Origin of the sequence: Agrobacterium tumefaciens (assembly GCA_025560025.1) — a bacterium.
Lineage (GTDB): Bacteria > Pseudomonadota > Alphaproteobacteria > Rhizobiales > Rhizobiaceae > Agrobacterium.
This window is the reverse complement of the sequence record CP048488.1, coordinates 60,528-84,206: the sequence shown is the minus strand read 5'-3', so window position 1 is coordinate 84,206 and position 23,679 is coordinate 60,528. Positions and strand designations below refer to the sequence as shown.

Here is a 23,679-nt window from a genome sequence, read left to right as displayed (position 1 = left end):
GCCTCCCGTCAAGCCGCGATCGCGTCGGGGAGGTACCGCAGATGCACCGGCAGCTTCGACGCGATCTCCGCATCCGTGAGGTCGTCGAGCAGCTTCAGGCCGGTGCCCTGGCGTCCGCCGTAGAACAGCACGGTCCGCTTGCCGTGGTCGTGTTCCGGCCAGCGCTCGCCGGCATAGCCGCGATAGTCATCGTGGCTGCTCGACCAGATGTGGTCCAGGCGTTCCTCGCGCGTCATCGCCCGAACGGGCCGGGTTTCCCGCTCTGCGATTGCGCCGCGCATCCGTTCCGGCGAGCCCTTGTCGGACAAGTCGCAGTAGGCATGGAAATACCGCATGCGGTCATCGATCTTCAGGGTGAAGAAAATACTCGTGATGCTTCCGGTGAGGAACTCGCGCATGGCGAACATGTCGCCTCGCATGAACAGCGGCGGCAGGATCTCGAACATGTAGTCGTGCTGGGCTTGGGCGATTTCGAACCATTCGCCTCGATAGAGCGCGCTATCGTCACCCTCCCAACGGTTCGGGCGTTGCGCGTGGCGGTCGAACATGCGGAACATCTGCCGGCGGTCGGCGATGCCTTCAAAGACTTTTCGTATCGAAGAGACGGTCATGGGCAGGCTCCTTTCAGCCTTATCGGGAAGGACACGCGGCTCATCCTCGCGATGTCGCCATCCTCTTCAGCCCTTCCTGACCCCTCCTTGGCGCCGCCTCTCCGCCCGGACGGGTCAAGGGCCGCGCAGCGGGCGAAGCTTTACCCTTGACGCGGCTGGCGGGCATGCGGCAGACGGCCTTCCCGTTCCCTTCTCTTCCTTCCCCTCCTTGCTATTTCATTCAGGTGAAATCAGCTCACAGGCTGTTTCAATCACTCGTCTTATCATACTTGGGGCTGATTGTTCGGCATTGATAATCAGGGTGTAAACTGATAATTTGTACGCAACAATCAGCCTGTTGTCTGATGATCAGCCGCGGTAGAAAGGTGAACGATGAAGGACGACGCAAGAAAGCGAGCGCGCAGAAGGCTTGACGAGCGCCTTCGCGGGCTGCAGCCGGCAGAGGGCTTCAGGGCACCGCCAAAAGGATGGGTCCGGGCGTTGCGCGACGCGCTCGGCATGACAGGAGCGCAGCTCGGTTCAAGGATGGGAATCCGGCCCCAGACCGTGGAAGCGATCGAGAAGTCGGAGGCATCCGGAACAATCCAGCTCAGTACGTTGCGGCGTGCGGCAGAGGCACTCGACTGCACGCTGGTCTACGCATTGGTCCCGAATACGTCGCTCGAGGCCGCCGTGACCGAACGCGCGCGCAAGATCGCAATGCGCGAACTGCAACGGGTCGCACACACAATGCGCCTCGAAGCGCAGGGAACAGACAATGGCGATCTTGAAGCCCGTCTCCAGGCCTACATCCGCGACCAGCTTTCCGAGCGCGACCTCTGGTCAGAAAGATGACCGACCTCTTCCAGGAACCCGAGGACGCAACACCGCTCGAGCCACAGGAGCGCGAGGGCCTGCTTCAAAGCTGGATCACCCACAGGCGGGATCTCAACGAGGCGGAACAGGAGAACATCGTCGAGGGCGCCGCCTGGGCGCGTGGACGACGGCGCATGCCGGTCGACAGGATGCTGACCGAAGACTTCATGCGTACATTGCATCGACGCATGTTCGGCGAGGTCTGGCAATGGGCAGGCAGCTTCCGAACGACGGAGCGCAATATCGGCATCCAGGCCTACCGAATTCCGGTCGAACTCACGGTGCTGCTCGATGACGTTCGGTATTGGGTCGAGCATGAGACATTCGCGCCGGACGAGATCGCAATACGTTTCCACCATCGCCTGGTCGCCATCCATCCGTTTCCGAACGGCAACGGACGTCACGCGCGGCTGGCCGCCGATCTGCTCGTGGAAAAACTGGGCGCTGAGCCCTTCGGGTGGGGTAGCGGAAGCCTGGGCGACGTGGGAGATCTGCGCACACGGTACGTCGCGGCACTGCAGGCCGCGGATAATCACGACATCGCGCCTCTCCTCGAATTCGCGCGCAGCTGAGCGCAAAGGTCCTCGTTCCAGTCCTCGTGGTGGGGACGGTGGCGCTCAAATCTGCAGTCGGCGTCCCGGGCAATTGCTTCCAACCGATCAGCGTAAATATCGCCCTGCGCGTTATTATCCGTGGCGGCGACCACCGACATACCCTTCCGCGCCGCCAATAAACGGATCGCCGCATCGGTGGCAGGGGCCCAGCCGCCGCCGGTACTGACATAGAGGGTATCGCGCCGATTACTCTCCAGCGCGGCAAGGCTCATGGCGTCGATGGCAGCCTCCGTCACGCAAAGGCGCGGCGCATGGATCGCGCCGAACCTGAACAACACTTTCGCTCCCCCGGTGGAAAAGCCGCGCCATTCCGGCCCGCGCTCCTCCCAGCCGGAGACGGCGCCCTCGCTGTCACGGTGCGCGGCCCACATACTGCCGCGCGGACCTTCGCGCACGAGATCATGCCGGAGCGCTGCGCGGATGGTTGCTTCCGGAACGCAGCGTTCGTCGCGGAGATAGCGCCAGGTCATCGAGCCCGGCCACGGCTTGCGCCGCTTCGTCCATCGTTCTGAAACTCCGGCCGGCAGATCGATCTCGCGCGCAGCGTGGGTCCAGACCGGCTCCTTCGGGACGAAGTCGACCAGCGATGCGACATGGTCGAGGGCTTCGACAAAGGGCACTCGGTCGAGATGCTCGACAAGACCGAACACGTCACCCTTGGCATCGGACAGCGGATCGAACCAGCCCCTGCCCTCGTGAATCACGATGATTATGGCCCCGCCGCCGCGGAATTTGACCGCCCTGCGGGTGCTCTCCTTCAGGTCGATGGCAAACCCAGCCTTCTCCAGCGCGGCAGCGCATTGCACCCGAACCCTGAGGTCTTCCAGTTCCTTCTTTTCCATTTTTCTTCCCGACGCGCATTGCGTCCGCCCTTCCTTCTGTTTCCATTTCCATTTCCCCGCACCCGCGGGCTCCTCTCCGGACGCCGCGAAGAGCAAAGAAGGCAAGGGCGCGGCTGGCAACCTGCAGATCTGCACCTTGCGCTGACGGATCGTGCAGCCGCGGCGCAGCTTCCCTTGCCGCCTGCCGCTCGCAAGCGGCACGAGGGAGAAGGGTCTCAATGAGACCCGCCCGGAACGTATTCATGCACGATTACCAGATCGTCTTCGTCATCGAGTTCGTCGCTCGGGAGAACGCCGAACTCGTCGCCGGACCGGAAGAGCGTGACCGGAACCATCAGAGTGCGGGAAAGCTGAAAGGCGTGGTTTTGGGCAAGGGAAAGATCGGTGTTCATCTGAAGGCTCCATCTTTGGAGCGGGCCATTCCCGCTCGATGGCTCCCGTCAGTGTCCGGAACCGGTCGCGATCACCGCGAGGGCGAAGCCGAGCGGCGGCAGCTTGCTAGCCGACCCCGCAGCGGGTTGATCGTCGGAGATCCGGGGCCGGACCAGGAAGCCATCCATCAAGAGCGGAATGGCACGTCTCCTATGGACCTCGTTCAACCGACAATGATCATGCGGGAGCAAACCTTATAGCGAATGCGGATCTCTCCGAGATCTGCTCTCCTCAGAGGCCGGTTTTGGTATCAATTCGGAAGCGCGGTAAGACTGAGCTGGTGAGAAGAGCGGAAGAAATTGGAACGCGTGATGAAAAGCGAGGACATTGCCGTACTGGCTCAACAGCTAAAGGAGCAGGAGTGAAAGCATGGGTTCGAACGCTTGCGTCTAGAGGCCCGGGGCGAGGACCCTTATTAGTTGTGCATCACTCGCGGAGATCGCCATGACCTTAGTCTGAAATAATCGTCAGCTTTACCGTTCAGCAGGTCAGCCTCGATATCAAAGGCTGACTGCACGATTGAGTCCATTTCCCTTTCGCGATCTACTGCGAAATAACGCTCCTCAAGTCTGCGCTGCTGTATTTCGATGGAATCCCGCCAGTAGCGGGTTCCTTTTATGTCAGTATGTGTCTCGACATATCTAGCCAGGGGACCGCCACGTTCCCGACGCATGTAGCCCGGGCAGGCGCAGCAAAACTCGTAGAGCTTGTCGTCGCTGGTTGCGATCCAGACATCATGCTCGATGATCCCGAAGTTGAACTGCTCGCGCGAATTGTTCACGATATCTGCAGCAGCAATCAGCTTCAGGTCGTTGGCTCCATTCAAAGCGATGCGCGCCAGTACTTTGTCGGGTGTCAAGCCTTTGCCGCCACCCTTTTTCAGTTTCACGAAGTTGTTTGTGATAGCTACTTTCCGCGTCCTGAGTTGGTCAGTTAAGCCATTTTCGGGGGCGAAGACATATCGAGCGATCGTCAGTTCCTTGAGACTGATGAGATCCAGTACCTCGGCGCAATAATCGATGTAGAGGGCGAATTTTTCCAGGCCATTCAACGCCTCTAATCGATGTATGACGTTCATAGCGAGCAGCGAAGCATATGAGCACGAGATTGCCTTCTGACGCTCCAGCGACAGCGCGCTAAAATGCTCAGGGTCCATCTTTCCACCAGCATACGGAACCTTCATCGAGTTTGGGTCCTCACGGAAATTTGGCAGATAGTCTGCAAGAAACCTGTCGAACGCTGCTTCAACGTCGCCTCGACGCGCTGGGGGCAGTTCTTGGTAAGCCGCTGCGGGCGAGATGAATACGCCAGACCTGGAGGTCTTCTCGATGAGTCTCGCGAGTTCCAGAACACCAGCATTCTTAAGTTCCTGGTGTCGCTGGCCGGTCTTATAGGCGCTTTCGATTGCAATCAGGATATTGGTGTCGAACATAATATTGGTTTGTCGACCATTCCGATGGTTTTCTCGGATGGCATCCCTGTCGAGGTTGATAATTTCGGTTGAGTTCGACGATGATTTGAAAGCGCGTATCATGAGGTTCTCTTTATTTTGCTTTAAAATTGCTGCGAGCGGACTGACAACTCCCTGGGCGCCACCGCGCCTCAGGATGGGGAAAATCAATGGAAGTTCCGGCTTTTGATTTTCAGCGTATCAATGTGAAGATCGGGCGCGAAAATGTCGCGCGGGGCTACAACAGGCTTCGACTTGTCTCGCGTATCCGAACTTCCCGGCGATCCGTGGGCGAACTCATCACCCCTGCCTGCCGGCAGCTTGAACTCTTCATCGCGATCAGCCAGACCGGTCAGATCGCCTGACAGGTCGAACAGCTGCTGGGCGACAAGATGGACGACCTCCCCTTCCCGCTGGATTCGACCATTGATGGCCATCATCGAGGATCCGAGAACGATCCGCCGGCGTTTTTCAAACAGTGTCGGCCAGACAACGAGATTGGCCGGCCCGGTCTCGTCCTCGATGGTGATGAACATCACGCCCTTGGCCGATCCGGGCATTTGCCGCACCAGGACAAGTCCGGCGGTATAGACCCAACGCCCGTCCCGCGAATTCATCGCCTCGGCACAGGTGATGATGTTGCGCAATGATAAATCCTTGCGCAGGAAGGCGATTGGATGCTGCCGCAATGTCAGTCCGGTATGGCTGTAATCCTCGATGACGTTATGCCCGTCCGTCATCTGCCGAAGCGCGACCTCCGGCTCCTGCTGCTCGGCGATCGCAGCCATCTCCCGCTCGGCGGCGGCCGCAAATAGTGGCAAGGGTTGGTCGCGCAACGCCTTGATCGCCCAGAGCGCGTCGCGGCGCTCAAGCTTCAGCGACGGCAGAAAGGCATCGGCCTTGGCAAGCTGGACAAGCGCCTCCGATGGCACTCCGGATCGACGCCACATGTCGTCAACTGAGACAAAGGCATTGTTCATGCGTGCGGCGACGACGCGCGCCACGTCAGCGACCGCCAGTCCTTTCACCTGCCGGAAACCGAGCCGGACAGCGTGGCGATCGGAATTGCCGATCCGCTCCAGCGTACAGTCCCACCGCGACCGGTTGATGCAAACCGGCCGCACCTCGACGCCGTGGGCTCTCGCGTCGCCGACAATCTGCGCCGGCGCGTAAAAACCCATCGGCTGCGAATTGATGAGCGCCGCGCAAAAGGCTTCCGGATAATGGCATTTGATGTAGCTCGAGGCATAGGCGATCAGCGCGAACGAAGCCGCGTGGCTCTCCGGAAAACCATAGGAGCCAAAGCCTTCGAGCTGGGAGAAGGTCTTTTCGGCGAATTCCGGCGCGTAGCCGTTCCTCACCATGCCGGACACGAGTTTGTCCTTGAACTGCGAGACGCCGCCGGTGAACTTGAAAGTCGCCATCGACTTGCGCAGCTGGTCGGCTTCGCCACCGGTAAAGCCGGCGCAGACCATCGCGACCCGCATCGCCGACTCCTGAAACAGCGGCACGCCGAGCGTCTTGCCGAGCACCGCTTCCAGCTCCGGCGTCGGATATTCGACTGCCTCCTTGCCTTCTCGCCGGCGCAGATAGGGATGCACCATGTCCCCCTGGATCGGACCGGGCCGGACAATTGCGACTTGTACCACAAGGTCGTAGAAGGTCCGGGGTTTCAACCGCGGCAGCATCGCCATCTGGGCGCGGCTTTCTATCTGGAACGTGCCGAGCGTATCGGCCTTGCGGATCATCGCATAGGTCGCAGAATCCTCCTGCTCGATTTTCGAGAGATCAAGATCGCGGTCCTTGTGCTCGCGGATCAGATCGAAGGCCTTGGCCATGCAGGTCAGCATTCCAAGCGCCAGGATGTCCACCTTCATGAATTTGAGGGCTTCGACGTCGTCCTTGTCCCACTCGATGATCTGGCGGTCCTTCATCGTCGCCGGTTCGATCGGCACGAGATCGTCGAGCCGATCATGAGTGAGGACAAAACCGCCGGGGTGTTGGCCGAGATGGCGCGGGGCGCCCATCAGTTGCTGTGCGAGCTTCAAAGTCAGCACAAGACGCCGGTCGTCTGGATTGAGATTGAGCTCGCGGACATTGCGATCGCAGACCTCTTCCGACCAGGACCACATGCCGGATGACAGCGCCTTGATCACGTCCTCCGGCAGGCCGAGCGCCTTGCCGACATCGCGGATCGCGCCGCGCGCCCGGTAGCGCGTCACGGTGGCGCAGAGCGCTGCCTTTTCTCTGGTATAGGTTCGATAGATCCACTGAATCACCTCCTCGCGCCGCTCGTGCTCGAAATCGACATCGATGTCCGGCGGCTCGTCGCGCTCCTGGGATACAAAACGCTCGAACAGAAGGTCGTTGGTCGAGGGATCGATGCTGGTAATGCCGAGGATGTAGCAGACGGCACTGTTGGCGGCGGAGCCCCTCCCCTGGCAGAGAATGCCTTGAGACCGGGCATAACGCACGATCGAAAAGACGGTCAGAAAATACGGGGCGTATTTCATGGTACGGATGAGATCGAGCTCGTGCCGCACGACCTTCAACACGTCGGGCGGTAGTCCCTCCGGATAGCGGTCGGGCACGCATTGCCAGACATAATGCTCCAGCGAGGCCTGAGCATCCTTGCCCGGCACGATCGCCTCCTCCGGATATTGGTAGGTGAGTTCCTCGAGCGAGAACGTGCAGCGACGGACGATCTCCATGGTTCGCGCGAGGGCTTGCCGGTATCGCGGAAACAACCGCTGCATTTCTTCGGGCGGCTTCAGGTAGCGATCGGCGTGGCGCTCGCGTTCGAAGCCGACTTCGTCGATCGTCGTGCGGGTTCGGATGCAGGTGACAATGTCCTGCAACTGCCGGCGGCCCGGCCCATGGAAGAGGACATCATTGGTGACGACCGACCGCACCTTGAACCGCGCCGCAAGATTGGAAATCTCATGCAGGCGCAACTGGTCGTTCTGCCGACGGCGTAGACAAAGCGACACATAGGCGCGATCACCAAACACCTCGGCCATCTTGCGCAGCTGGATCCCGCAGGTGTCATCCGGCAGGTCCGGCACAAGAATGCCGATCATGCCATCATTGTATGCGACGACGTCGTCCCAGTGGAGGATACAGTTGTTCTTGCCGCCGCGCGACTTGCCGAGCGTGATGAGGCGGGTCAGCCGGGAATAGGCAGCCCGGTCGGTCGGGTAGACCAGCACCGACATGCCGTCGGCCAGATCAAGCCGGCAACCGACAACGATGCGTAAGCCGGTGGCGCGCGATGCTTCAAGCGCCCGGACGATTCCGGCAAGCGAATTGCGATCGACAACGCCGAGGGCTTCGATGCCGAGAGCCTTCGCGGTCTCGAACAGTTCCTGCGCCGAGCTTGCACCGCGCAGGAACGAAAAATGGGTCGTGACCTGCAGCTCGGCATAGCTCATGCGAAGATCCCGTGCACGAACCAGCGGTGACTTCCGGTTTCAGGATCGATGCCATCACCGGAGCGAAACACCCAGAGACGCTCGCCGGCCTCGTCTTCGATGACGAAATAATCCCGCACCGCCTCCATCTCCGCATCGCGCTGCCACCACTCGCCAAAGATCCGCTCGGGCCCATCGGCCCGCTTGACCTTCCGCCGCCTGCCGCGCCAGGTGATCGAAACCGGCGGGCGGTCCGGTAGCAAGGCGATTGCCTCGATCAGCTCCGGACGGGCCAGCAGCCGGACCGGTCGGCGCCAATGGCTGACCCAGGTAACCTCGACCGGATCGGCAGCAGGACTGATGCGCTGGACGGAGCGCTCTGGAACGTCGGAGGCAACCGGTGCCACCCGATAGACGCGCTGCCCGCGGTTGCCGTAGATATCGATCAGCGGCGTCACGTCCTTCACTTCCTCCTCGACCAGCGAGGAGGATTTCTGGCGCTCCTCCAGGGGCTCAGCCATCACCGCGACCAGAGTGAGCTTTTCGATCCCGAAGCCCGGCTCGATCTTCTCCGTCCGGTCGCGAAACAGCTTCGTCAGCCAGGCGACGTCGCGCACCGGCTTCACGGTGCCAGCGCGGATCGCCTGCCGTGTGCCATCGACCTTGTCGACGATCAGGTCGGCGCGCCGGACACCAAGGCCGCGCCTTTGCAGCTCCTCGATCAGTTGCACGATCAGCCGGCCGACATATTTGTTGATGGTTTCGGCAGCACCGATCGGTTCGGCGAAGGCGCGGCTCACCTCGATGAGCTCGGCGGTGCGGATCGGATCGATCGGTTCGCAGGCGCGGCCAAACATCTGGTCCAGCCGCCGGCCAATCTCCGGGCCGAAACGAAGGGTCAGCGGCGCGCGCGGCGTGTTGGCCAATTCGCCGACGGTCTGGAAGCCAAGCGTGCGCAGATCGCTGACGACTTTCCCGGGAAGGCGCAGCAACGATATCGGCAGCTTCTCGACGGCGCGGACGGTCTCACCTGAAGGCACTATGACCGTTTCGCGGCTGATGGCACGGGCGCAGGCGTGTGCTGCACCCCAGGTGTCGGCGATCGCGACCCGGGGAGTGAGTTTCCTTGCTAGGAACTGATTGGCGATCTTCGTCACCATGGGCAGCTCTCCGCCCTGCAAGTGATCGGCACCCTCTGTGTCCATGACGATGCCGTCGATCCCATCGACCGCGACGATCGGGGAATAAAGCGTCAGCGCCCAGAGGGTGATGCGTTCGAGTGCTGCGGCATCCATAGCAGGATCCGCATCGACCAGCATCAGGCCGCGAAACAGCGCCTGTGCTTTCGCAGCCGGCATGCCGACATGAACGCCGGCTTGTCTGGCGGCTGCGTCGGCCGCCGATACCCAGCGTTTCGAGCCGCTCCTGGCGATCACCGCCATCGCCTGTTCAGGCGGAATGGATGGATCGGCGCGACGAATGCGATCCGTCGGCAGATCCGGAAGATAGATCGAGACAACCCTTGTCATCGCACGCCCTCACGAGAAACTCAGCACATTCACCCGCTTTCACGCGCATCAATTCCAGCAACCATTGGGCCCTCCCCACACCCGGCACTGGCAAATCCTCCGATGGCATCACGCTCACCCGCCACCGCGTGGTCGACGCCGTCGGCTGCCCGAAATCATTGGCCTCTGTCTGCCGCCTCCAACGACGCACAGCCAATGCCATTGTCCCCGTGCGCTCGGCCGCCAGCTGCAGGCGGCGCGAGCTGACCATCGGCAGGCGAACGAGTTCACCGACGACGGCGCCGAGCCCACCAAAGGACAGCCCCTCCTCCATATTGGCGAGCACGTCTTCCTCCTTGTCGGACTCGACGAAGATTATCCGGTCGTGATGCAGTCCGACCTGCGCAAGCGCGGGAAAAAACAGATCTGGTCGCGTCAGACACCACACGATCGGCCCCTTCGTCCGTGCCGCTATGCCGGCTGCAAAAAGAGCTGCGGCCGCACCATCGACGGTGCCCGATCCACCACCGGCAAATTCGTGAAGCGCGCCATGAGCAAGGCCGCCGCCAGGCAGAACCGCATCCATCTCCGGCACGCCAAATGGCAACCAACCGGCTTTTTTCGCCGTGCTGGTTTCGAGAGATGCAATACGCTCCCGCAGATCGCAGATTACCCTTTCGCGGGCAGCAGTCATTGTTCACGGCTCCCTTCAAGGTCGTGTTGGCAGGGCGACTTCATGTCGTGCAAATGTCAATGTTCTGTTTTTGTTCCTATATGAGAAAGGAGTCAAGGCGGCAAAACCGTACGAGTATTGTTCCGAAGATTAGAAGTTCGAGATTCTTTATGAGAATCAGGTGAATAGCTGCGACCAAGAAATTTCGCTGGCTTCTACAGTCTTATGTCCTGATCGGTGAATAGCGGGGACAATATAGGGATAGTCACAGTATTATTAAGGTTTTTCTGATGAACTGGCCGGATGACGAGGCCTCCGAGATCAAAACCCCTCCTTCGCGACACCGAGCCGCCGATCCGCTCAAAGCCGCGCAGGAAGCGTAATCCAGCTCAACCACAGCTCCTCTTCGATCCCATACCTGATCGCGTCGAGCCGGCGCTGGCCCTATTGAAGGCTAAGCCTCCCACCGGAAACGAATGGAGTTGGGAGCTGAAATGGGATGGCTATCGCCTTGCGGTCCATATCGAGCCGCAAGGGATCCGTATCCTCACGCGTGGCGGCCATGACTGGACGCATCGATTTCCGGCAATAGAGCAGGCCGCCCGAGCGCTCGGGCCGGCGACGATGATCATCGATGGCGAAGCCGTCGTGCTCGACGAAGAGGGGCGGCCGGATTTCGGGCTGCTGCAGCAATCGCTGGGTGCATCCGGCAAACAAGCTGGCAGGCGCGCCTCCCACGCCGTTCTTTACGCTTTCGATCTTGTTTATCTGGATGGGCACGATCTGCGCGGTGTTGAATACCGTTCGCGCCGACACCTTCTCGAGGACACGATAAACGGCCCAACGAATGAAGCCAGCGCCATTCGGATATCAGAAACACTCGATGCCGAGCCAGCTGTCCTGCTTGAGCATGTCTGCCGCCTCGGCCTGGAAGGCATCGTCGGCAAGCGCCTCGATCAGCCCTATCGTTCGGGCCGGACCGGGGATTGGGTAAAAGTCAAATGCATCCAGAGCGAGGCTTTCTTCATCGTCGGCTATGAGAGGTCCGCATCGTACCCAGCCGGCTTCGGCTCGTTAGCGCTTGCCGCCTACCGCGATGGCGATCTCGTCCACGTCGGAAGCGTCGGCACGGGCTTCAAGGGAGCCGAGATCATCCGGTTGCGGAAGATACTGGACACGCTGCGATGGAAGCGAAAGCAACCGCCCCTGCCCCATTCCGGAACTGCCGACATTGTCTGGGTCCAGCCTACCCTGATCGCCGAGATCGAGTTTCGCGCCTGGACATCGGACGGGAAACTCCGTCATCCGTCGTACAAGGGCCTGCGGGAACGGCAAGACAATGCCGACGTTTACCAGCTCGACTAGCGAAACAAGCGACATGCGCTAGAGTAGCCGTATTTGGTCGAAGCGGAGGGGGTCGCATGTGTAATCTCTATCGGATGGAGGACAAGGACTGGGTTTCAAAATGGGCTCAGGACGCCGAGAGCCTCATCAACCTCATGCCAGCCTATCAAATGAACCCCGATCAGATGGGACCGATTGTCCGCAACACCGCTGATGGAAGGACACAATTGGCACATGCGCGTTGGGGTCTTCCCTCGCCCCGGTTCACCTTGGAAAAGGCCGCCAAAGCCAAGGCCGAAAAACTGAAAGCCAAAGGGAAGCCCGCCGATCTTGAAGAGCTCATCCGCATGGAGGCGGACCGCGGCACGACCAACGTCCGCAAGCTCACCTTCCCACACTGGAAACGATGGTTTGGTATCGAGCACCGATGCCTCGTCCCGGTCACCAGCTTCGCCGAACCCGATCCCGCCAGCCAGCAACCCGGCGGGAACGTGCCGAACGCCTGGTTTGCACGGGACGAGGAAAAGTCGCTGATGTTCTTCGCCGGCATCCATGTCCCGCAATGGCAGAGCGTCCGGAAGGTGAAGGATGGGCCGACGACCGCCGACCTCTATGGGTTTTTGACCACTGATCCCAACAATCTCGTGAAGCCGATCCATGAGAAGGCGATGCCTGTTCTTCTCCTGACCGAAGAGGAGACCGAGGTGTGGATGCAGGCGCCATGGGACGAAGCCAAAGATCTGGCACGGCCTTTGCCAGATGATGCGTTGATCATTTCGTCGCGCGAACCGTACGGATCCACGATCGTGTCCAAATCCGGAGAGCCCGTGGGACAGGGCAGTCTGCTTTGAGGCTAGAGCTCAGACGCTCAGCATGGCGCCTCGTAAGAAAGGACAGCGTGATCAGTTTTGCGGCCAACCCGCTTACCCAGAAGGCCATTTTAATGTTTAGGCTGGTTGGTCGCCTTGCTTTCCACCCGTGATCAAAATTCAAGGCGATGGTGATCAGGCGCGTGTCGATCACTGAGTGATCCACTTATGTTTGACGAGCGCCGTCGAAGGCACCAAGGCGCGCCTTCAAAGGGACCGAGCTCACGATCCCGCTGCCTTCAGAAACGTACCCTTTACCCTTAGATGATTGTCCGGTCGCGCAATCGACGACAATCATTCAGCGAGGTTACGGTAAGTGATGATAGCTTAATAAGGAGCTGCTTCGCGTGGGTTTTCGCCGTTTGAGGTATCGGGCGAGACAACCAATAGCTTATAGCGCCGTTCCGCGCATTGCAGCAAGATGGTGCAACAGAGTTGCTCATCCCGATTAAACAAGGCGTTCACCAAGGCTGCCGTCCTATCGAGAATATCCCTTGCGGCTTCCGGCCTCCGCAATTCATATTCGCGAAAATGGCGCGTGCTCTCGTTCAGGCTCCACATCGTACGAACCATTTTCCGATTGTCGGCGAGCGCCACAATGCGTTCGTGCAGATGTTCCTGAAAAGTCGCCACTTCCGTTGCAAAACTCTCAACGTCCGGTAATTGCCTGCCAGGCTCCCAATCCTGGATGATCCACGGAACTCGAAGACCTGAAAATCGAAAGCCGCCCAGATTCCTCCTGATGGCGTAGGTCATGATGGCCGTAGCAATCTCCAGATCCTCACGAACCTCCCGCGTTGAGACCTCGCCGTTTGAATTCGAATGGAAGGACAACTCGATCATCCTTTCAAAGGACTTTCGGATATCAATGCTTCGATAGACTTGTTGTCGGCGGCCGACCTTTGCATCACACCATGTACCAGTTCGGGAAGCAAGCCTGTCTTGATCGTAAGCTGTTGTTCAAGATTCTTAATCGCGTCCTCAGTTCGTCCGCCTTCAAGCAGATCGATGAATTGCGTCATATGATCCACAATCTGGTGTTGGCGCTGAGGTGTAAGAAGATCGAATTCGCGGATGAAGCTCGTACGGTCGAGGAAGTGTTGCACATGAGCTTGTAATATTGCGTTTCCCGATATCCCGACGAGCCGTTGATAGAGCGTTTCCAAAAAGACCACAAATGGAGACGCACCATTTGCAGCTAGTTGGAAAGCCGAGACGTCGGCCTGAATCTCCTTGAGCGGCCGTAGACCTCTTAGGGAAAAGCCTCGAGCATTCTTTCGTATGGCGTAGCAAATGATTGAGTATGCTGCCTCGTATTCAGCGGCGAGCTGATCGACACTTGGTACTCGCGAAAAATATCCCCGCCCAGCTGGAGCTTGCAGAACCAGCTCTTCATTCGCCAAGCGGATCAGCGCTTCCCTCACCGGTGTAGGACTGACATTCAAGGCTTTAGCAATCGTCCGGATATTCAAAAATGTCGACGACGGAACCCGATAGGAAATAAGAACCGACCTGATACGCGCATATACCTGACCAGCTTTGTCGTGATCATCGGTCACGTCTACATCACTGGCAAACAGCGGCTGTTGCTTTTGCATTTCGACACCCCCTCCGAACGCGCGTCATCTCCAGCGAGAACACAGATGTTCCCGCTCATACAATCTGAGAGAAGACGGTATCAGCTTTGTTCCCGCTATGCTTGCTATATCGATAATATTTTGACCAAATTTGTCAAGTATTTCAGCCAACCCTTTGAAGGCCTACGGATATTTCTTCGATATAGCCCCCCTATATTGCACCACACCGATATATCCTCCATATCTCATTGAAATAGCTTGATTATTTTCGATTTTTTCCAAATATTTCTCTTGTGTTTCATCTAATTGTCACACATCGTTGCTCCAGTTGAAGGAGGCGCGGCAATGAGCGAACTGGTTTCTTCTCTGCACGACACGATTGTATCTCTGAATGCTTCGGAAAAATCGCTATCCGCGCTGATCCGCTCGCAAGAGCTGGAATTCGTCATGGAGGCGCATGATGGGCTGTCTGCAGCAATCTCTGCACGAGCCGGGTTCAAAGCTCTTTGGGCGTCTGGCCTCTCAATTTCCTCGAGCCTCGGTTACCGGGATGCCAACGAGGCAAGCTGGACACAGGTAGTCGATGTTGTCGAACGTATGGCTGATGCCAGCGGATTGCCTATTCTCGTCGATGGCGATTCCGGTTTTGGGAATTTCAATAATGCTCGATTGCTGGCAACAAAACTCCAGCAGCGCGGCGCCTCCGGAGTGTGCCTAGAGGATAAAGGCTTTCCGAAGATGAACAGCTTCATCGGCAACCGTCATCCGCTGGCTGATATTGATGAGTTCTCCGGCCGTCTCCGAGCAGTGAAAGATGCTGTTCCTGAAATGGTGCTCGTTGCTCGCATCGAAGCACTGATTGCGGGGTACGGGTTGGAAGAAGCTCTGGTTCGTGCTCATGCCTATGCGGACGCAGGTGCTGATGCCATCCTGATCCATTCGCGCAAAAGCGATGCCGCAGAGATCCTCGAATTCTCGAAGCAGTGGGGCGGGAAACTGCCCGTCGTGATCGTCCCGACGAAATACTACAAGACCCCGGTATCGGTCTATCGGGAAGCCAGGATCTCCACCGTGATCTGGGCCAATCACAATATGCGGGCTGCAATTGCGGCCATGCGTGCCACATGCGGCCGCATACTGGCGGAAGAAAGCATTGCAAGCGTAGAACCGGATGTAGCGACGTTGGAGGAAGTTTTCGGCCTCCTGCGCTACGACGAGCTCGCGGCCGCAGAAGACCGTTATCTTCCGAAACACGCAGGTACCTGAGCGTTCGTCGGCCTTAAAGCGGCCTGTTCAACCCCATTCAGTGATGTGAGGAGGCGCACATGCTTGCGCAACGCACCGACATGTTCAAGTCATCGGGCACAGCTGCAGCACGAGCGGCGGCAAAAGCCGCCGCCGACGCGGGTAAGGAGATTGTCGATCTTACCGCCGGAGAAATCTGGTCTGACCTTGCACCGACGATCCGCGATGGCGCCATCGAGGCAATTCAAAAGGGCATCAACCGATATACCGATACGATCGGACTGATCGAATTGCGCGAAGCTCTCGCTAGAAAAGTTTCACTGGAGACGGGCCAGCTGTGGCAGTCAGACGAAATCGCCGTCACCAGTGGCGCGAAGCAGGCGCTCTTCAATACGGCGATGGTGCTGCTTAATCCTGGTGACGAAGTCATCATTCCGTCGCCATACTGGACCACTTTCCCGGCCCAGGTGATGATCGCCGGCGCGACACCTGTCTTTGTTGAAACGCGCTCCAACGGTTATGTCCCCCTCATCGAGGATATCAAAGCGGCCGTGACGGAGCGAACCAGAGCGATTGTCATCAACACACCTGCCAATCCGACTGGTGCCGTCTATGATGTTAAGACGCTGGTGGCGATCGCCGAGCTCGCCATCAACCGAAATTTCTGGATCATCTTTGATGAATGCTACGGCGATTTCGTACATGGCCACCAAACCCACCACCCAATCGTTTCACTGGTACCGGAAGTTCGCTCGCGGACTGTGATCATCAACGCTTTCAGCAAGTCTCTTGCCTTGACCGGATGGCGCATCGGATATCTCAGCGCGCCCAAGGATGTGGTCAACGCGGTTAAGGCTCTGCAGTCTCATACGACCTCGAATCCAAACGTGATTGCACAGCACGCCGTGCTCACCCACTTGCGGCAGGACGACGGCGTCTACCAGGCCAACCTTCGCGCTCAGCTCGCCCGGTCAAGGCAGATCGGACTCAGCGTGCTTTCAGGCCTTTCCCATGTTCCCGTACCGAATGCACAGGGCGGCTTCTACTTCTATCTTGATCTGTCGGAGCTGCTGAAAGCGAAGGCGGGCAGCGTTGCCGTCACCGCAGACGACGTTGTGAATTCGCTTCTGCGTGAAGTCGGCGTCGCCGCAGTTTCAGGCACGGCTTTCGGCGATCCATCGGGCATTCGTCTCTCATACGGGATCCCAACGGAAATGCTCGAAACTGGGCTTTCCCGTCTCGTTGAGATGCTCAACGCCTGGAAATGATCCGATCCTCCTCCTCAACTTCATAAAGGGATGCAAATGACAAACTATCATCCGAAGAGAGCCGTCATCCTCGCAGCAGGCTTCGGCTCCCGGCTGCGCCCTCTGACCGATCTCCGGCCCAAGCCGCTGGTCGAGGTCAATGGAGTTCCTATCCTTCACAATGCCTTGCGGAACCTCGAAGCGGTCGGTGTCGAAGACGTCACCATCGTTGTTGGCTATCGCAAGGACGCGATTCAGTATGCCTGCGGCTCGCGGTTCGGGAGACTCGAGGTCAGCTATGTCGAGTCTGCCGTATTCGACAAGACGGGCAGTGCGTATTCGCTCTGGCTGGCACGCGAGGCACTTCTTCAAGGCGATTGCTATCTTCTGGAAGGCGATGTCTTTTTCGAGGTGAATGCTCTCCATTATCTGACGATCAACGACGTCCCAAACACGTCCGCCGTCGCACCTTTCGACGCTTCGATGGAGGGATCTGCGGTCATTCTCGGGGAAAACGACTATATAGCCGAAGTCCGCATGAAGCAGACGGCAGCAAATCTCGCCGACGGGTCTCCGCAGCTCTTCAAGACAATGAACCTGATGCGCCTGAGCTCCACAGATCTCAGAGGCAAGATCGTTCCGTTCCTCGACGATCTGATCGGTACAGGTGCCGTCAAGGCTTACACGGAGGAGCTTTTCGCAAACCTGATTGAACGGCGTGGACTGCGGATGGCCGCAGCTCGCTGCGATGACCTTCGATGGTACGAGATCGACAGCGCTGAGGATCTGCGGATCGCGGAAAGGATATTCGCCGCACCCATGCGCATGAGCACAACGGTCGAGGCTCGCAGCGCCTGACCGAGGCATTACTCTCACTGGCGGATGTGTATGATGAAAATCTTACTCCTTGGTCACTATCATCAATCCATGATTGACGAGCTTGCTGCCCGCCATGCGGTGGAACAGGTCAAAGACGGCGACTTTACAAAACATCTTCATGATATCGACATCCTCGTTTTGCGCAGTCACGTCGGGGTCACCACCGCTGACATCAACCGAGCCGGGCGGTTGAGCCTCATTATTAAAGCGGGTTCGGGCTTCGACAACATCGATGTCAATGCTGCCCGCAACCGGGGCATCGTAGTCGATTCTACCCCGGCCGCGTCGAGATCTGTCGCCGACCATGCGGTTGCTTTGCTTCTCTGCGGTTGGCGACGTTTGCCGCTGTTTTCATCTGAGCTTCGCGCCGGAAACTGGGGGATCAAATACGCGCAACTGGCTCGGGATATTGAAGGACACACGCTCGGTATACTTGGCTTCGGCCAGATAGGTCGCCTCATGGCAAAGCGCAGCGCCGCCCTCGGCTTTAATATCTCTGTCTTCGATCGTTCGCCGATGAAACGGGAAAAGCAGCTGGTGGCCGAACAGACGGGCGCATCATTTACAAACCTGGAGGAACTGCTCAGCAGATCGTCCGCATTATCGATCCATCTCCCGCTCACCAAGGAGACGCAGGGGATGATTGGAAACGTCGAGTTCGACCGCATGCCAGATGGCATAGTACTGGTCAACACAGGCCGAGCGGGCGTCGTTCAACGGCCGGCACTGTTGGCCGCCCTGCGTTCCGGCAAGATCGCCAGTGCCGGGCTTGATGTATTTCACTCCGAACCGCTGGATCCCGCGGACGAGCTTCTCAACCTTCCGAATGTGTTGTGCACGCCCCATGTGGGCGCCCAGACCAGCGAGGCGATGGAGAACGTTGGGGCCGCAGTTGTCAGGCGGATCGAGATCCACGCCACAGCTTTGCTCAGTGTCATCAAACAACAAAATTCGGTTGTTTCCGGTTAAGGCGGCTCAAAATGCAGTCCATTATCTACGCGATCGATCTCGACGACGTTTCCGATCCGCAACTAGTCGCGGACTATTTCTTCGCGCGAGCTTATGGGTCCTCTTGCTTCGAGAGGAATCTGCAGCTTCTGAGGCGAACATTCCAGGAAGTGTCCGTCTCCATTGTCGGTAAGGAGCTTTTTAGCTCGGAGACAAACGAGAAACTACTGCTGCTCGCTGAGAAGCTCAATTTCTCGTTTGTCTCCAGGCAACTCGATCAACTCCCACAGGGCGACAAGCGTTCGGCCATTGTCATTTATCAGTCGGGCCTCGCCTTGCTGACGAAATTCACGGCACTGGACACCACTGACATGGAAGCTCCCCGCAAAAGCGATAACGGATCCGAGGAATCGAGCTTGCTGCAATCGATCAAGGCGGCATGCGACCACCATGGGGCAGAGGTTTTGCTTTGCCATGTTTTTCCAAGCCATAGTGAGGAGCGAGTACCCTTCATTCTTTACCGACCGCAAGAGGCGGTGAATATCACATCGATGGGTCCAGACCTGGTAGCGGGCGTCAAGCGCCATTTGGAGATCCGTGCCTCTCAGAGATCCATGGATGGTCCGGTATCGCGCCTGATCGTGCGGCATCTTTGCCATCTCGCCTCCAAGCCACTCGCGGCGGCTGGAATACACCCCAATTACGTCACGCTCGCGGGCGCCTTATCCGCCTTCTGTGCAGTTCTGCTATTTCTGGACGGACGAGCGTTGCCGCTCGCGGTTGGCGGAGTTTGCTGGCTCATCGGAGGTATTCTTGATGAAGCCGATGGCGAGGTGGCACGGCTTCAGGGCAAAGAATCGACATTCGGTTCCTGGCTGGATCTGACGTTGGACCGCGTCCTCGATGCCGCTATGTTGCTGGCACTTGCCTGGCCACTCACGCTACATGAGCCCTACGGTGAGCAATATCTCATTATTACGCTCTGTGCTTTGGTAGCTGTTTCTGCCAGCAGCTACACCGGCTTGCTCTACGATAGCTGGATGCGGTCCAAAGATCGTCATACCTATTTCCGACTGGGGCGCGACGTCAGAATTTTGATCATCACACTCTGTGCACTTTTCGGCTTCCGGATGCTGCCAATCGTTCTCTGCGGTGTTTTTGCGGCGACGGAAATCGGCCGCCGGTTTTGGGTATGCTGGCGAGTCGAGCGGTCGGTTCAAGGTATTTACGAATAGATCCGACGTTCGTTGGGAATCGCAACATGTGTCGCAAGATCCGCGTGGTCGAAAGGAGCCCGAAATGGCCTCTTCATACTGCCTGTTTGACCCCCATTTGCTCGTGCCTACCGAAGAGGTGGATCTTTCGAGAGTACACGATCTTGAAGCAAAGATCCTGTCTGACGGGCATTGGATCGAACCGATAACAGCCCACAGGGATGCGCACTTTGTCATGGACGGGCATCATCGGCTCACTGTCGCGAAACGGCTCAATCTTAAATTTTTGCCTGTTGTTTTCCTTGGATACGAACAGGTGCAGGTGACGTCGTGGCGTGCCGGAGAGACGGTGACGCCCGAAGAGATCTTCGCTATGGCTCGCAGCGGTCACCTGTTCCCGTTCAAGACCACGCGACACGTCTTCAATCCAGCGATTCCGGCTTGCGATGTTCCCCTTGAGCACCTCGGCTACACGTTGCGGCCGGACACGCTGACTGCCCCTTCCCCAAATTCTCAGAGCACGCTTTTGAAGAGGAGCAGCAGATGACCAGATCTTATCTCCATACGCCCGCCCTGCATGTGTTGACCCGGACAGACCTCGCAGACATCGAGCTGGCGCCGTCGGAAGTCATCCCGATCGTCGAGGAAGCGTATCTGTCCTATGCAAACGGCCAGTCGGGTTGCCCGACGAAACTGATGTTGCGGCTTCCAAACGACCGGGACTCGCTGTCGTATTCGATGCTTGGCTACGATGGCGGGACCGAGATGCTCGCTTTCAAAACGTCATACCGGCAGGGGAACACGAACTATGAGAAATATTACCCCACGATAAGCCTCTATGACGACACGACGGGCATGCCATTTGCGTTCATGGACTGCCTGAAGGTTGGCGGTTACCGGACGCCGGCATCAACAGCGATCATCGCCAAATATTGTGGGAAGGTCGACGCCCGCTCGGCCCTGATGATCGGGAGCGGTCGCTCAGGCGTCAACACGCTGCCCTATCTGTTGACCGCCATGCCGCAGCTCGAAACATTGCGCCTGTTCGGCACCCATCCGGAAGGGATCGCCCTGAGCATCGCAACCTTCAAAAGATATTTCCCGGATCGCGAGGTAGAACTGGTGGGTGATGTGCCCGAAGCAGTCGCGATGTCGGACGTCGTCGTGGCGGCCTCCGGGCGCGCTGCCCACCCCAGGGTTCAGACCAGGTGGCTTGCTCCCGGTGGTTTGTTGATTTCTGTTGCCAGCAAGGGTGTCGAGGACGGCGCACTCGGGGAGGCCGATTACACAATCGCGACCAACAAAAGCCAAATGTTCGACAAGCACCGACGGCTGGCTGGTCCAGACGGCATCATGGACGTCGATGCAGAACTGCCCGAAATCATCGCAGGTCGCCGATCGGGGCGGCGCAGCCAGGATGACAAGGTCTTTGCCTTCAACAGCGGCATGGTGATCACCGATATCCCGATTGCTCATGCCTTCGCGACGCGGGCTATAGCCGCGGGTCGTGGCAGGAGGATCGAATTGTGGAGTTAGCGGTCCCTTCCTTGCAAGCTTTGGAACGAGAATGGGCGGTGACGATCAGAAATGATATCGATCTGCTGCAGCAAATCGCCCATGTCGTCCAAGGCCCTTTTCATCTCATTCATCCCCAAAGCTTCGCTGAGAACCTTTCGGCTTTTCAGGCGGTGCTGAAACGGCACGAAGTCCGGGGCCGTGTCTATTTTGGCAAAAAGGCAAACAAGGCCGGAGCCTGGCTGCGCGAGATCGCAACACTTCATGGCTCGATCGATGTCGCCAGCGAACCAGAATTCGTTCATGCCCTCGCAAATGGAATAACGGGGGAGCGCATCGGCGTTACAGGCGCTGCAAAGAGCGATGAACTCTTGTGGCTGGCGAGCCGGCATAACGCCATTGTCGCCATCGATGCGCTCGACGAGCTTGGGCGGGCGATCGCGATAGCAGCACGATCCACTACGCCCCTGCGGATTCTGTTGCGGGTTCTCCCGCCTTCAGCCCAGGACAGTCGCTTTGGACTGAACGAAAGAGATCTCGGCATTGCGCTCACAAAGTGCGCGCAAGCAGAGCAGCACATCGAGATGCAGGGATTTTCCTTTCATCTCGATGGTTATGCCGTCGAGCCCCGAGCGGAGTTGGCTCTTGCCTTGGTACAAACATGCCTCGACGCGAGGGCAATGGGCCTGACGGCTTCGGCGATTTCAATCGGTGGCGGGTTCGCCTGCAGTTTTGTTTCCGAGGAAGACTGGCTGGCGTTCAAGGAAGGTTGCAGGCCCGAACTCTTCCACGCCGCAAAGACATTCTCTCAATTCTACCCTTTTTTCCAGTCGCCTACCGGTGCGGGCATGCTCGATGCGATCCTTAGCAGCTCGTGCGCAGCCGGAAATTTGGCTGCCGAGCTTCGCAACCATCAGATCGAGCTTTTTCTCGAACCCGGCCGAGCACTGCTGGACGGCGCAGGTATGTCCGCGTTTCCGGTCCAGGGATTCAAGCAAAAACGCGACTACGGCCTCGTCACTGTTGCTGGCCTCAGCATGAGCATGTCGGCTCAATGGGTCAACAGCGAGTTTCTGCCGACGCCAATGCTTGTCCAGATGGGGCCGGAGCGCCCACAGGAACCGACCCGGGCCGCGATCGGCGGATCAAGCTGTATGGAGTACGACGTCTTGACGTGGCGCAAAGTCGCGTTCGAGGCGCCGCCACGCTACGGCGATCTCATCCTTTATCCGAATACCGCTGGCTACCAGATGGACAAGAACGAAAGCTCTTTTCATCAGCTTCCCCTTCCGCCCAAGATCGTCGTCTCACGGCAAGACAATCAATTCGTTTGGAGGATTGACCAATGACGCTTCAAGACCGACACGTGGGGAGCAACATCGCCACAGCCGGATCGCAGCTGATCGGCGATACCCCTTTGTTCGAACTTGCGCGCGTCGGTTCGGGCAGTCGCCTTCTTCTGAAGATGGAGCAACTCAATCCAACCGGATCCTGCAAGGTGCGGATGGCCCGCGAGATGATTTTGGCCGCCGAGCGGGAAGGACGCCTGAAACCCGGTGGGCTGATCGTGGAGTCGAGCTCAGGCAATACCGGAACCGGCCTTGCGTTTATTGCGATCGAGCGTGGTTACAAATTCATCGCCGTGGTCGACAACAACGCCTCGCGCGCAAAACTGAGCGCCATGAAGGCCTTGGGCGCCGAATTGCGGTTCGTGGGCGGCCAAACGAGCGACAAGGCGAGTACAATTGAACGCATGCGGATCGCAAACGAGATCGCCGAGACGGAAGGAGCTTTCTGGCCGGACCAACACCATAACCCAAATAACAATCTGGGTTATGTCGGACTGGCAGAAGAACTGGTTCGCGATCTGGGCATTGACATCGGATATCTGGTCGGGGCCGTCGGAACTGGCGGTACGCTTTGCGGGACGGTGAGTGAACTAAGACGGCTGGGCTCAAAGGTCGTCAGCATCGGTGTCGAACCCGCGGGCTCGATAATATTCGGGGGTCCCGCGCGCCAGCATTGGCAGACCGGAGCAGGTGCTTCGGAAGGTTTCTGCGTGGGCCCGAATGTCGATCATTCCCTGATCGATGAGGAGCTTACCGTTCGCGATATCGACGCCTTTGCAACAGCGCGGATTGTTGCGCGGAAAACAGGATTTCTGGTCGGCGGGACAGCAGGAATGGCCATCCATGTCGCCATGAAGCGATTGCTCCTTCTGGAGCGCCGGAGCACCATCGTCGTTCTCGTATGTGATGCCGGGGAGAAGTATCTCGACACGGTTTACAACGATGACTGGTTGCAAGAACGGCAATTGCTCAGCGAACCCGCCCATCAACGGATCAACCGTATGTTTGAAGCCTATCGCGAATCTATCCGGATGGCCACGCAAGCTTCCGGACCAGCAGAGCAATCAAGGCTGGTCGGGTGATCATTGAGTGGTGTG

At 58.4% G+C, this 23,679-nt stretch carries 21 protein-coding genes; 13 read left to right on the top strand and 8 right to left on the bottom strand.

Translation table 11 applies throughout. The annotated features are described in order from the left end of the window. Window positions 1–8: 8 nt before the first annotated feature. Window positions 9–611: a DUF1419 domain-containing protein gene (locus FY152_25885; GenBank protein ID UXS35585.1), complete on the bottom strand. Its 603-nt coding sequence runs from the start codon at window positions 609–611 to the stop codon at window positions 9–11. A 372-nt stretch (window positions 612–983) separates the two neighbouring features. On the opposite strand from FY152_25885, the gene FY152_25880 reads away from it, so the two are divergent. Then, the gene (locus FY152_25880; protein ID UXS35584.1) at window positions 984–1,445 is read left to right on the top strand and encodes a mobile mystery protein A; all 462 of its coding nucleotides are present in this window, start codon (window positions 984–986) and stop codon (window positions 1,443–1,445) included. Continuing rightward, entirely contained in the window at window positions 1,442–2,038 is a 597-nt protein-coding gene (locus tag FY152_25875; GenBank protein UXS35583.1) for a mobile mystery protein B, read from the top strand. Before FY152_25880 ends, FY152_25875 begins: the two co-directional genes overlap by 4 nt. Here the strand turns inward: FY152_25875 and FY152_25870 are convergent. The 5 genes from FY152_25870 to FY152_25850 all read right to left on the bottom strand — a co-directional run bounded on the left by FY152_25870 (window position 1,999) and on the right by FY152_25850 (window position 10,416). Next, on the bottom strand, window positions 1,999–3,072 hold the full coding sequence (locus tag FY152_25870; protein ID UXS35723.1) for a DUF3991 domain-containing protein: 1,074 nt from the start codon (window positions 3,070–3,072) through the stop codon (window positions 1,999–2,001). The genes FY152_25875 and FY152_25870 overlap by 40 nt on opposite strands. A gap of 697 nt (window positions 3,073–3,769) precedes the next feature. Continuing rightward, the gene (locus tag FY152_25865; protein ID UXS35722.1) at window positions 3,770–4,888 is read right to left on the bottom strand and encodes a hypothetical protein; all 1,119 of its coding nucleotides are present in this window, start codon (window positions 4,886–4,888) and stop codon (window positions 3,770–3,772) included. 83 nt (window positions 4,889–4,971) lie between these two features. Continuing rightward, window positions 4,972–8,235 (bottom strand): DNA polymerase III subunit alpha, encoded by a 3,264-nt coding sequence (gene dnaE, locus FY152_25860; GenBank protein UXS35582.1) that lies wholly within the window; start codon window positions 8,233–8,235, stop codon window positions 4,972–4,974. Beyond that, window positions 8,232–9,743, bottom strand: a complete 1,512-nt coding sequence (locus FY152_25855) for a DNA polymerase Y family protein (GenBank protein UXS35581.1) — start codon at window positions 9,741–9,743, stop codon at window positions 8,232–8,234. The genes dnaE and FY152_25855 overlap by 4 nt, the downstream gene beginning before the upstream one ends. Further along, complete coding sequence (locus FY152_25850) at window positions 9,664–10,416, bottom strand: damage-inducible mutagenesis protein (GenBank protein UXS35580.1); 753 nt, start codon at window positions 10,414–10,416, stop codon at window positions 9,664–9,666. Before FY152_25850 ends, FY152_25855 begins: the two co-directional genes overlap by 80 nt. A 282-nt stretch (window positions 10,417–10,698) precedes the next feature. Here FY152_25850 and FY152_25845 point away from each other — a divergent pair, with 282 nt between their 5' ends. Together FY152_25845 and FY152_25840 are read left to right on the top strand one after the other, a co-directional pair. Continuing rightward, window positions 10,699–11,760, top strand: coding sequence for an ATP-dependent DNA ligase (locus tag FY152_25845; GenBank protein ID UXS35579.1), 1,062 nt, complete (start codon window positions 10,699–10,701; stop codon window positions 11,758–11,760). A 56-nt stretch (window positions 11,761–11,816) separates the two neighbouring features. Continuing rightward, complete coding sequence (locus tag FY152_25840) at window positions 11,817–12,590, top strand: SOS response-associated peptidase (protein UXS35578.1); 774 nt, start codon at window positions 11,817–11,819, stop codon at window positions 12,588–12,590. Between the two features lie 345 nt (window positions 12,591–12,935). On the opposite strand, the gene FY152_25835 is transcribed toward FY152_25840, so the two are convergent. Together FY152_25835 and FY152_25830 are read right to left on the bottom strand one after the other, a co-directional pair. Beyond that, window positions 12,936–13,364, bottom strand: a complete 429-nt coding sequence (locus FY152_25835; protein ID UXS35577.1) for an FCD domain-containing protein — start codon at window positions 13,362–13,364, stop codon at window positions 12,936–12,938. 83 nt (window positions 13,365–13,447) lie between these two features. Further along, on the bottom strand, window positions 13,448–14,206 hold the full coding sequence (locus FY152_25830) for a GntR family transcriptional regulator (GenBank protein UXS35576.1): 759 nt from the start codon (window positions 14,204–14,206) through the stop codon (window positions 13,448–13,450). Between the two features lie 324 nt (window positions 14,207–14,530). Here FY152_25830 and aepX point away from each other — a divergent pair, with 324 nt between their 5' ends. The 9 genes from aepX to FY152_25785 all read left to right on the top strand — a co-directional run bounded on the left by aepX (window position 14,531) and on the right by FY152_25785 (window position 23,664). Beyond that, window positions 14,531–15,451: a phosphoenolpyruvate mutase gene (gene aepX / locus FY152_25825; GenBank protein UXS35575.1), complete on the top strand. Its 921-nt coding sequence runs from the start codon at window positions 14,531–14,533 to the stop codon at window positions 15,449–15,451. A gap of 59 nt (window positions 15,452–15,510) precedes the next feature. Beyond that, window positions 15,511–16,698 carry an aminotransferase class I/II-fold pyridoxal phosphate-dependent enzyme gene (locus FY152_25820; GenBank protein ID UXS35574.1) on the top strand — a complete coding sequence of 396 codons (1,188 nt, stop codon included), beginning with the start codon at window positions 15,511–15,513 and terminating at the stop codon, window positions 16,696–16,698. Window positions 16,699–16,734: 36 nt separating this feature from the next. Beyond that, the gene (locus FY152_25815; protein UXS35573.1) at window positions 16,735–17,535 is read left to right on the top strand and encodes a phosphocholine cytidylyltransferase family protein; all 801 of its coding nucleotides are present in this window, start codon (window positions 16,735–16,737) and stop codon (window positions 17,533–17,535) included. 30 nt (window positions 17,536–17,565) lie between these two features. Further along, window positions 17,566–18,525 (top strand): 3-phosphoglycerate dehydrogenase, encoded by a 960-nt coding sequence (locus tag FY152_25810; GenBank protein UXS35572.1) that lies wholly within the window; start codon window positions 17,566–17,568, stop codon window positions 18,523–18,525. An 11-nt stretch (window positions 18,526–18,536) separates the two neighbouring features. Then, window positions 18,537–19,739 carry a CDP-alcohol phosphatidyltransferase family protein gene (locus FY152_25805; GenBank protein UXS35571.1) on the top strand — a complete coding sequence of 401 codons (1,203 nt, stop codon included), beginning with the start codon at window positions 18,537–18,539 and terminating at the stop codon, window positions 19,737–19,739. Window positions 19,740–19,803: 64 nt separating this feature from the next. Next, window positions 19,804–20,265, top strand: a complete 462-nt coding sequence (locus tag FY152_25800) for a ParB N-terminal domain-containing protein (GenBank protein ID UXS35570.1) — start codon at window positions 19,804–19,806, stop codon at window positions 20,263–20,265. Further along, the gene (locus FY152_25795) at window positions 20,262–21,254 is read left to right on the top strand and encodes an ornithine cyclodeaminase (protein UXS35569.1); all 993 of its coding nucleotides are present in this window, start codon (window positions 20,262–20,264) and stop codon (window positions 21,252–21,254) included. Before FY152_25800 ends, FY152_25795 begins: the two co-directional genes overlap by 4 nt. After that, on the top strand, window positions 21,245–22,582 hold the full coding sequence (locus tag FY152_25790) for a Y4yA family PLP-dependent enzyme (GenBank protein ID UXS35568.1): 1,338 nt from the start codon (window positions 21,245–21,247) through the stop codon (window positions 22,580–22,582). Before FY152_25795 ends, FY152_25790 begins: the two co-directional genes overlap by 10 nt. Next, the gene (locus FY152_25785) at window positions 22,579–23,664 is read left to right on the top strand and encodes a cysteine synthase family protein (protein UXS35567.1); all 1,086 of its coding nucleotides are present in this window, start codon (window positions 22,579–22,581) and stop codon (window positions 23,662–23,664) included. The genes FY152_25790 and FY152_25785 overlap by 4 nt, the downstream gene beginning before the upstream one ends. Window positions 23,665–23,679 lie beyond the last annotated feature (15 nt).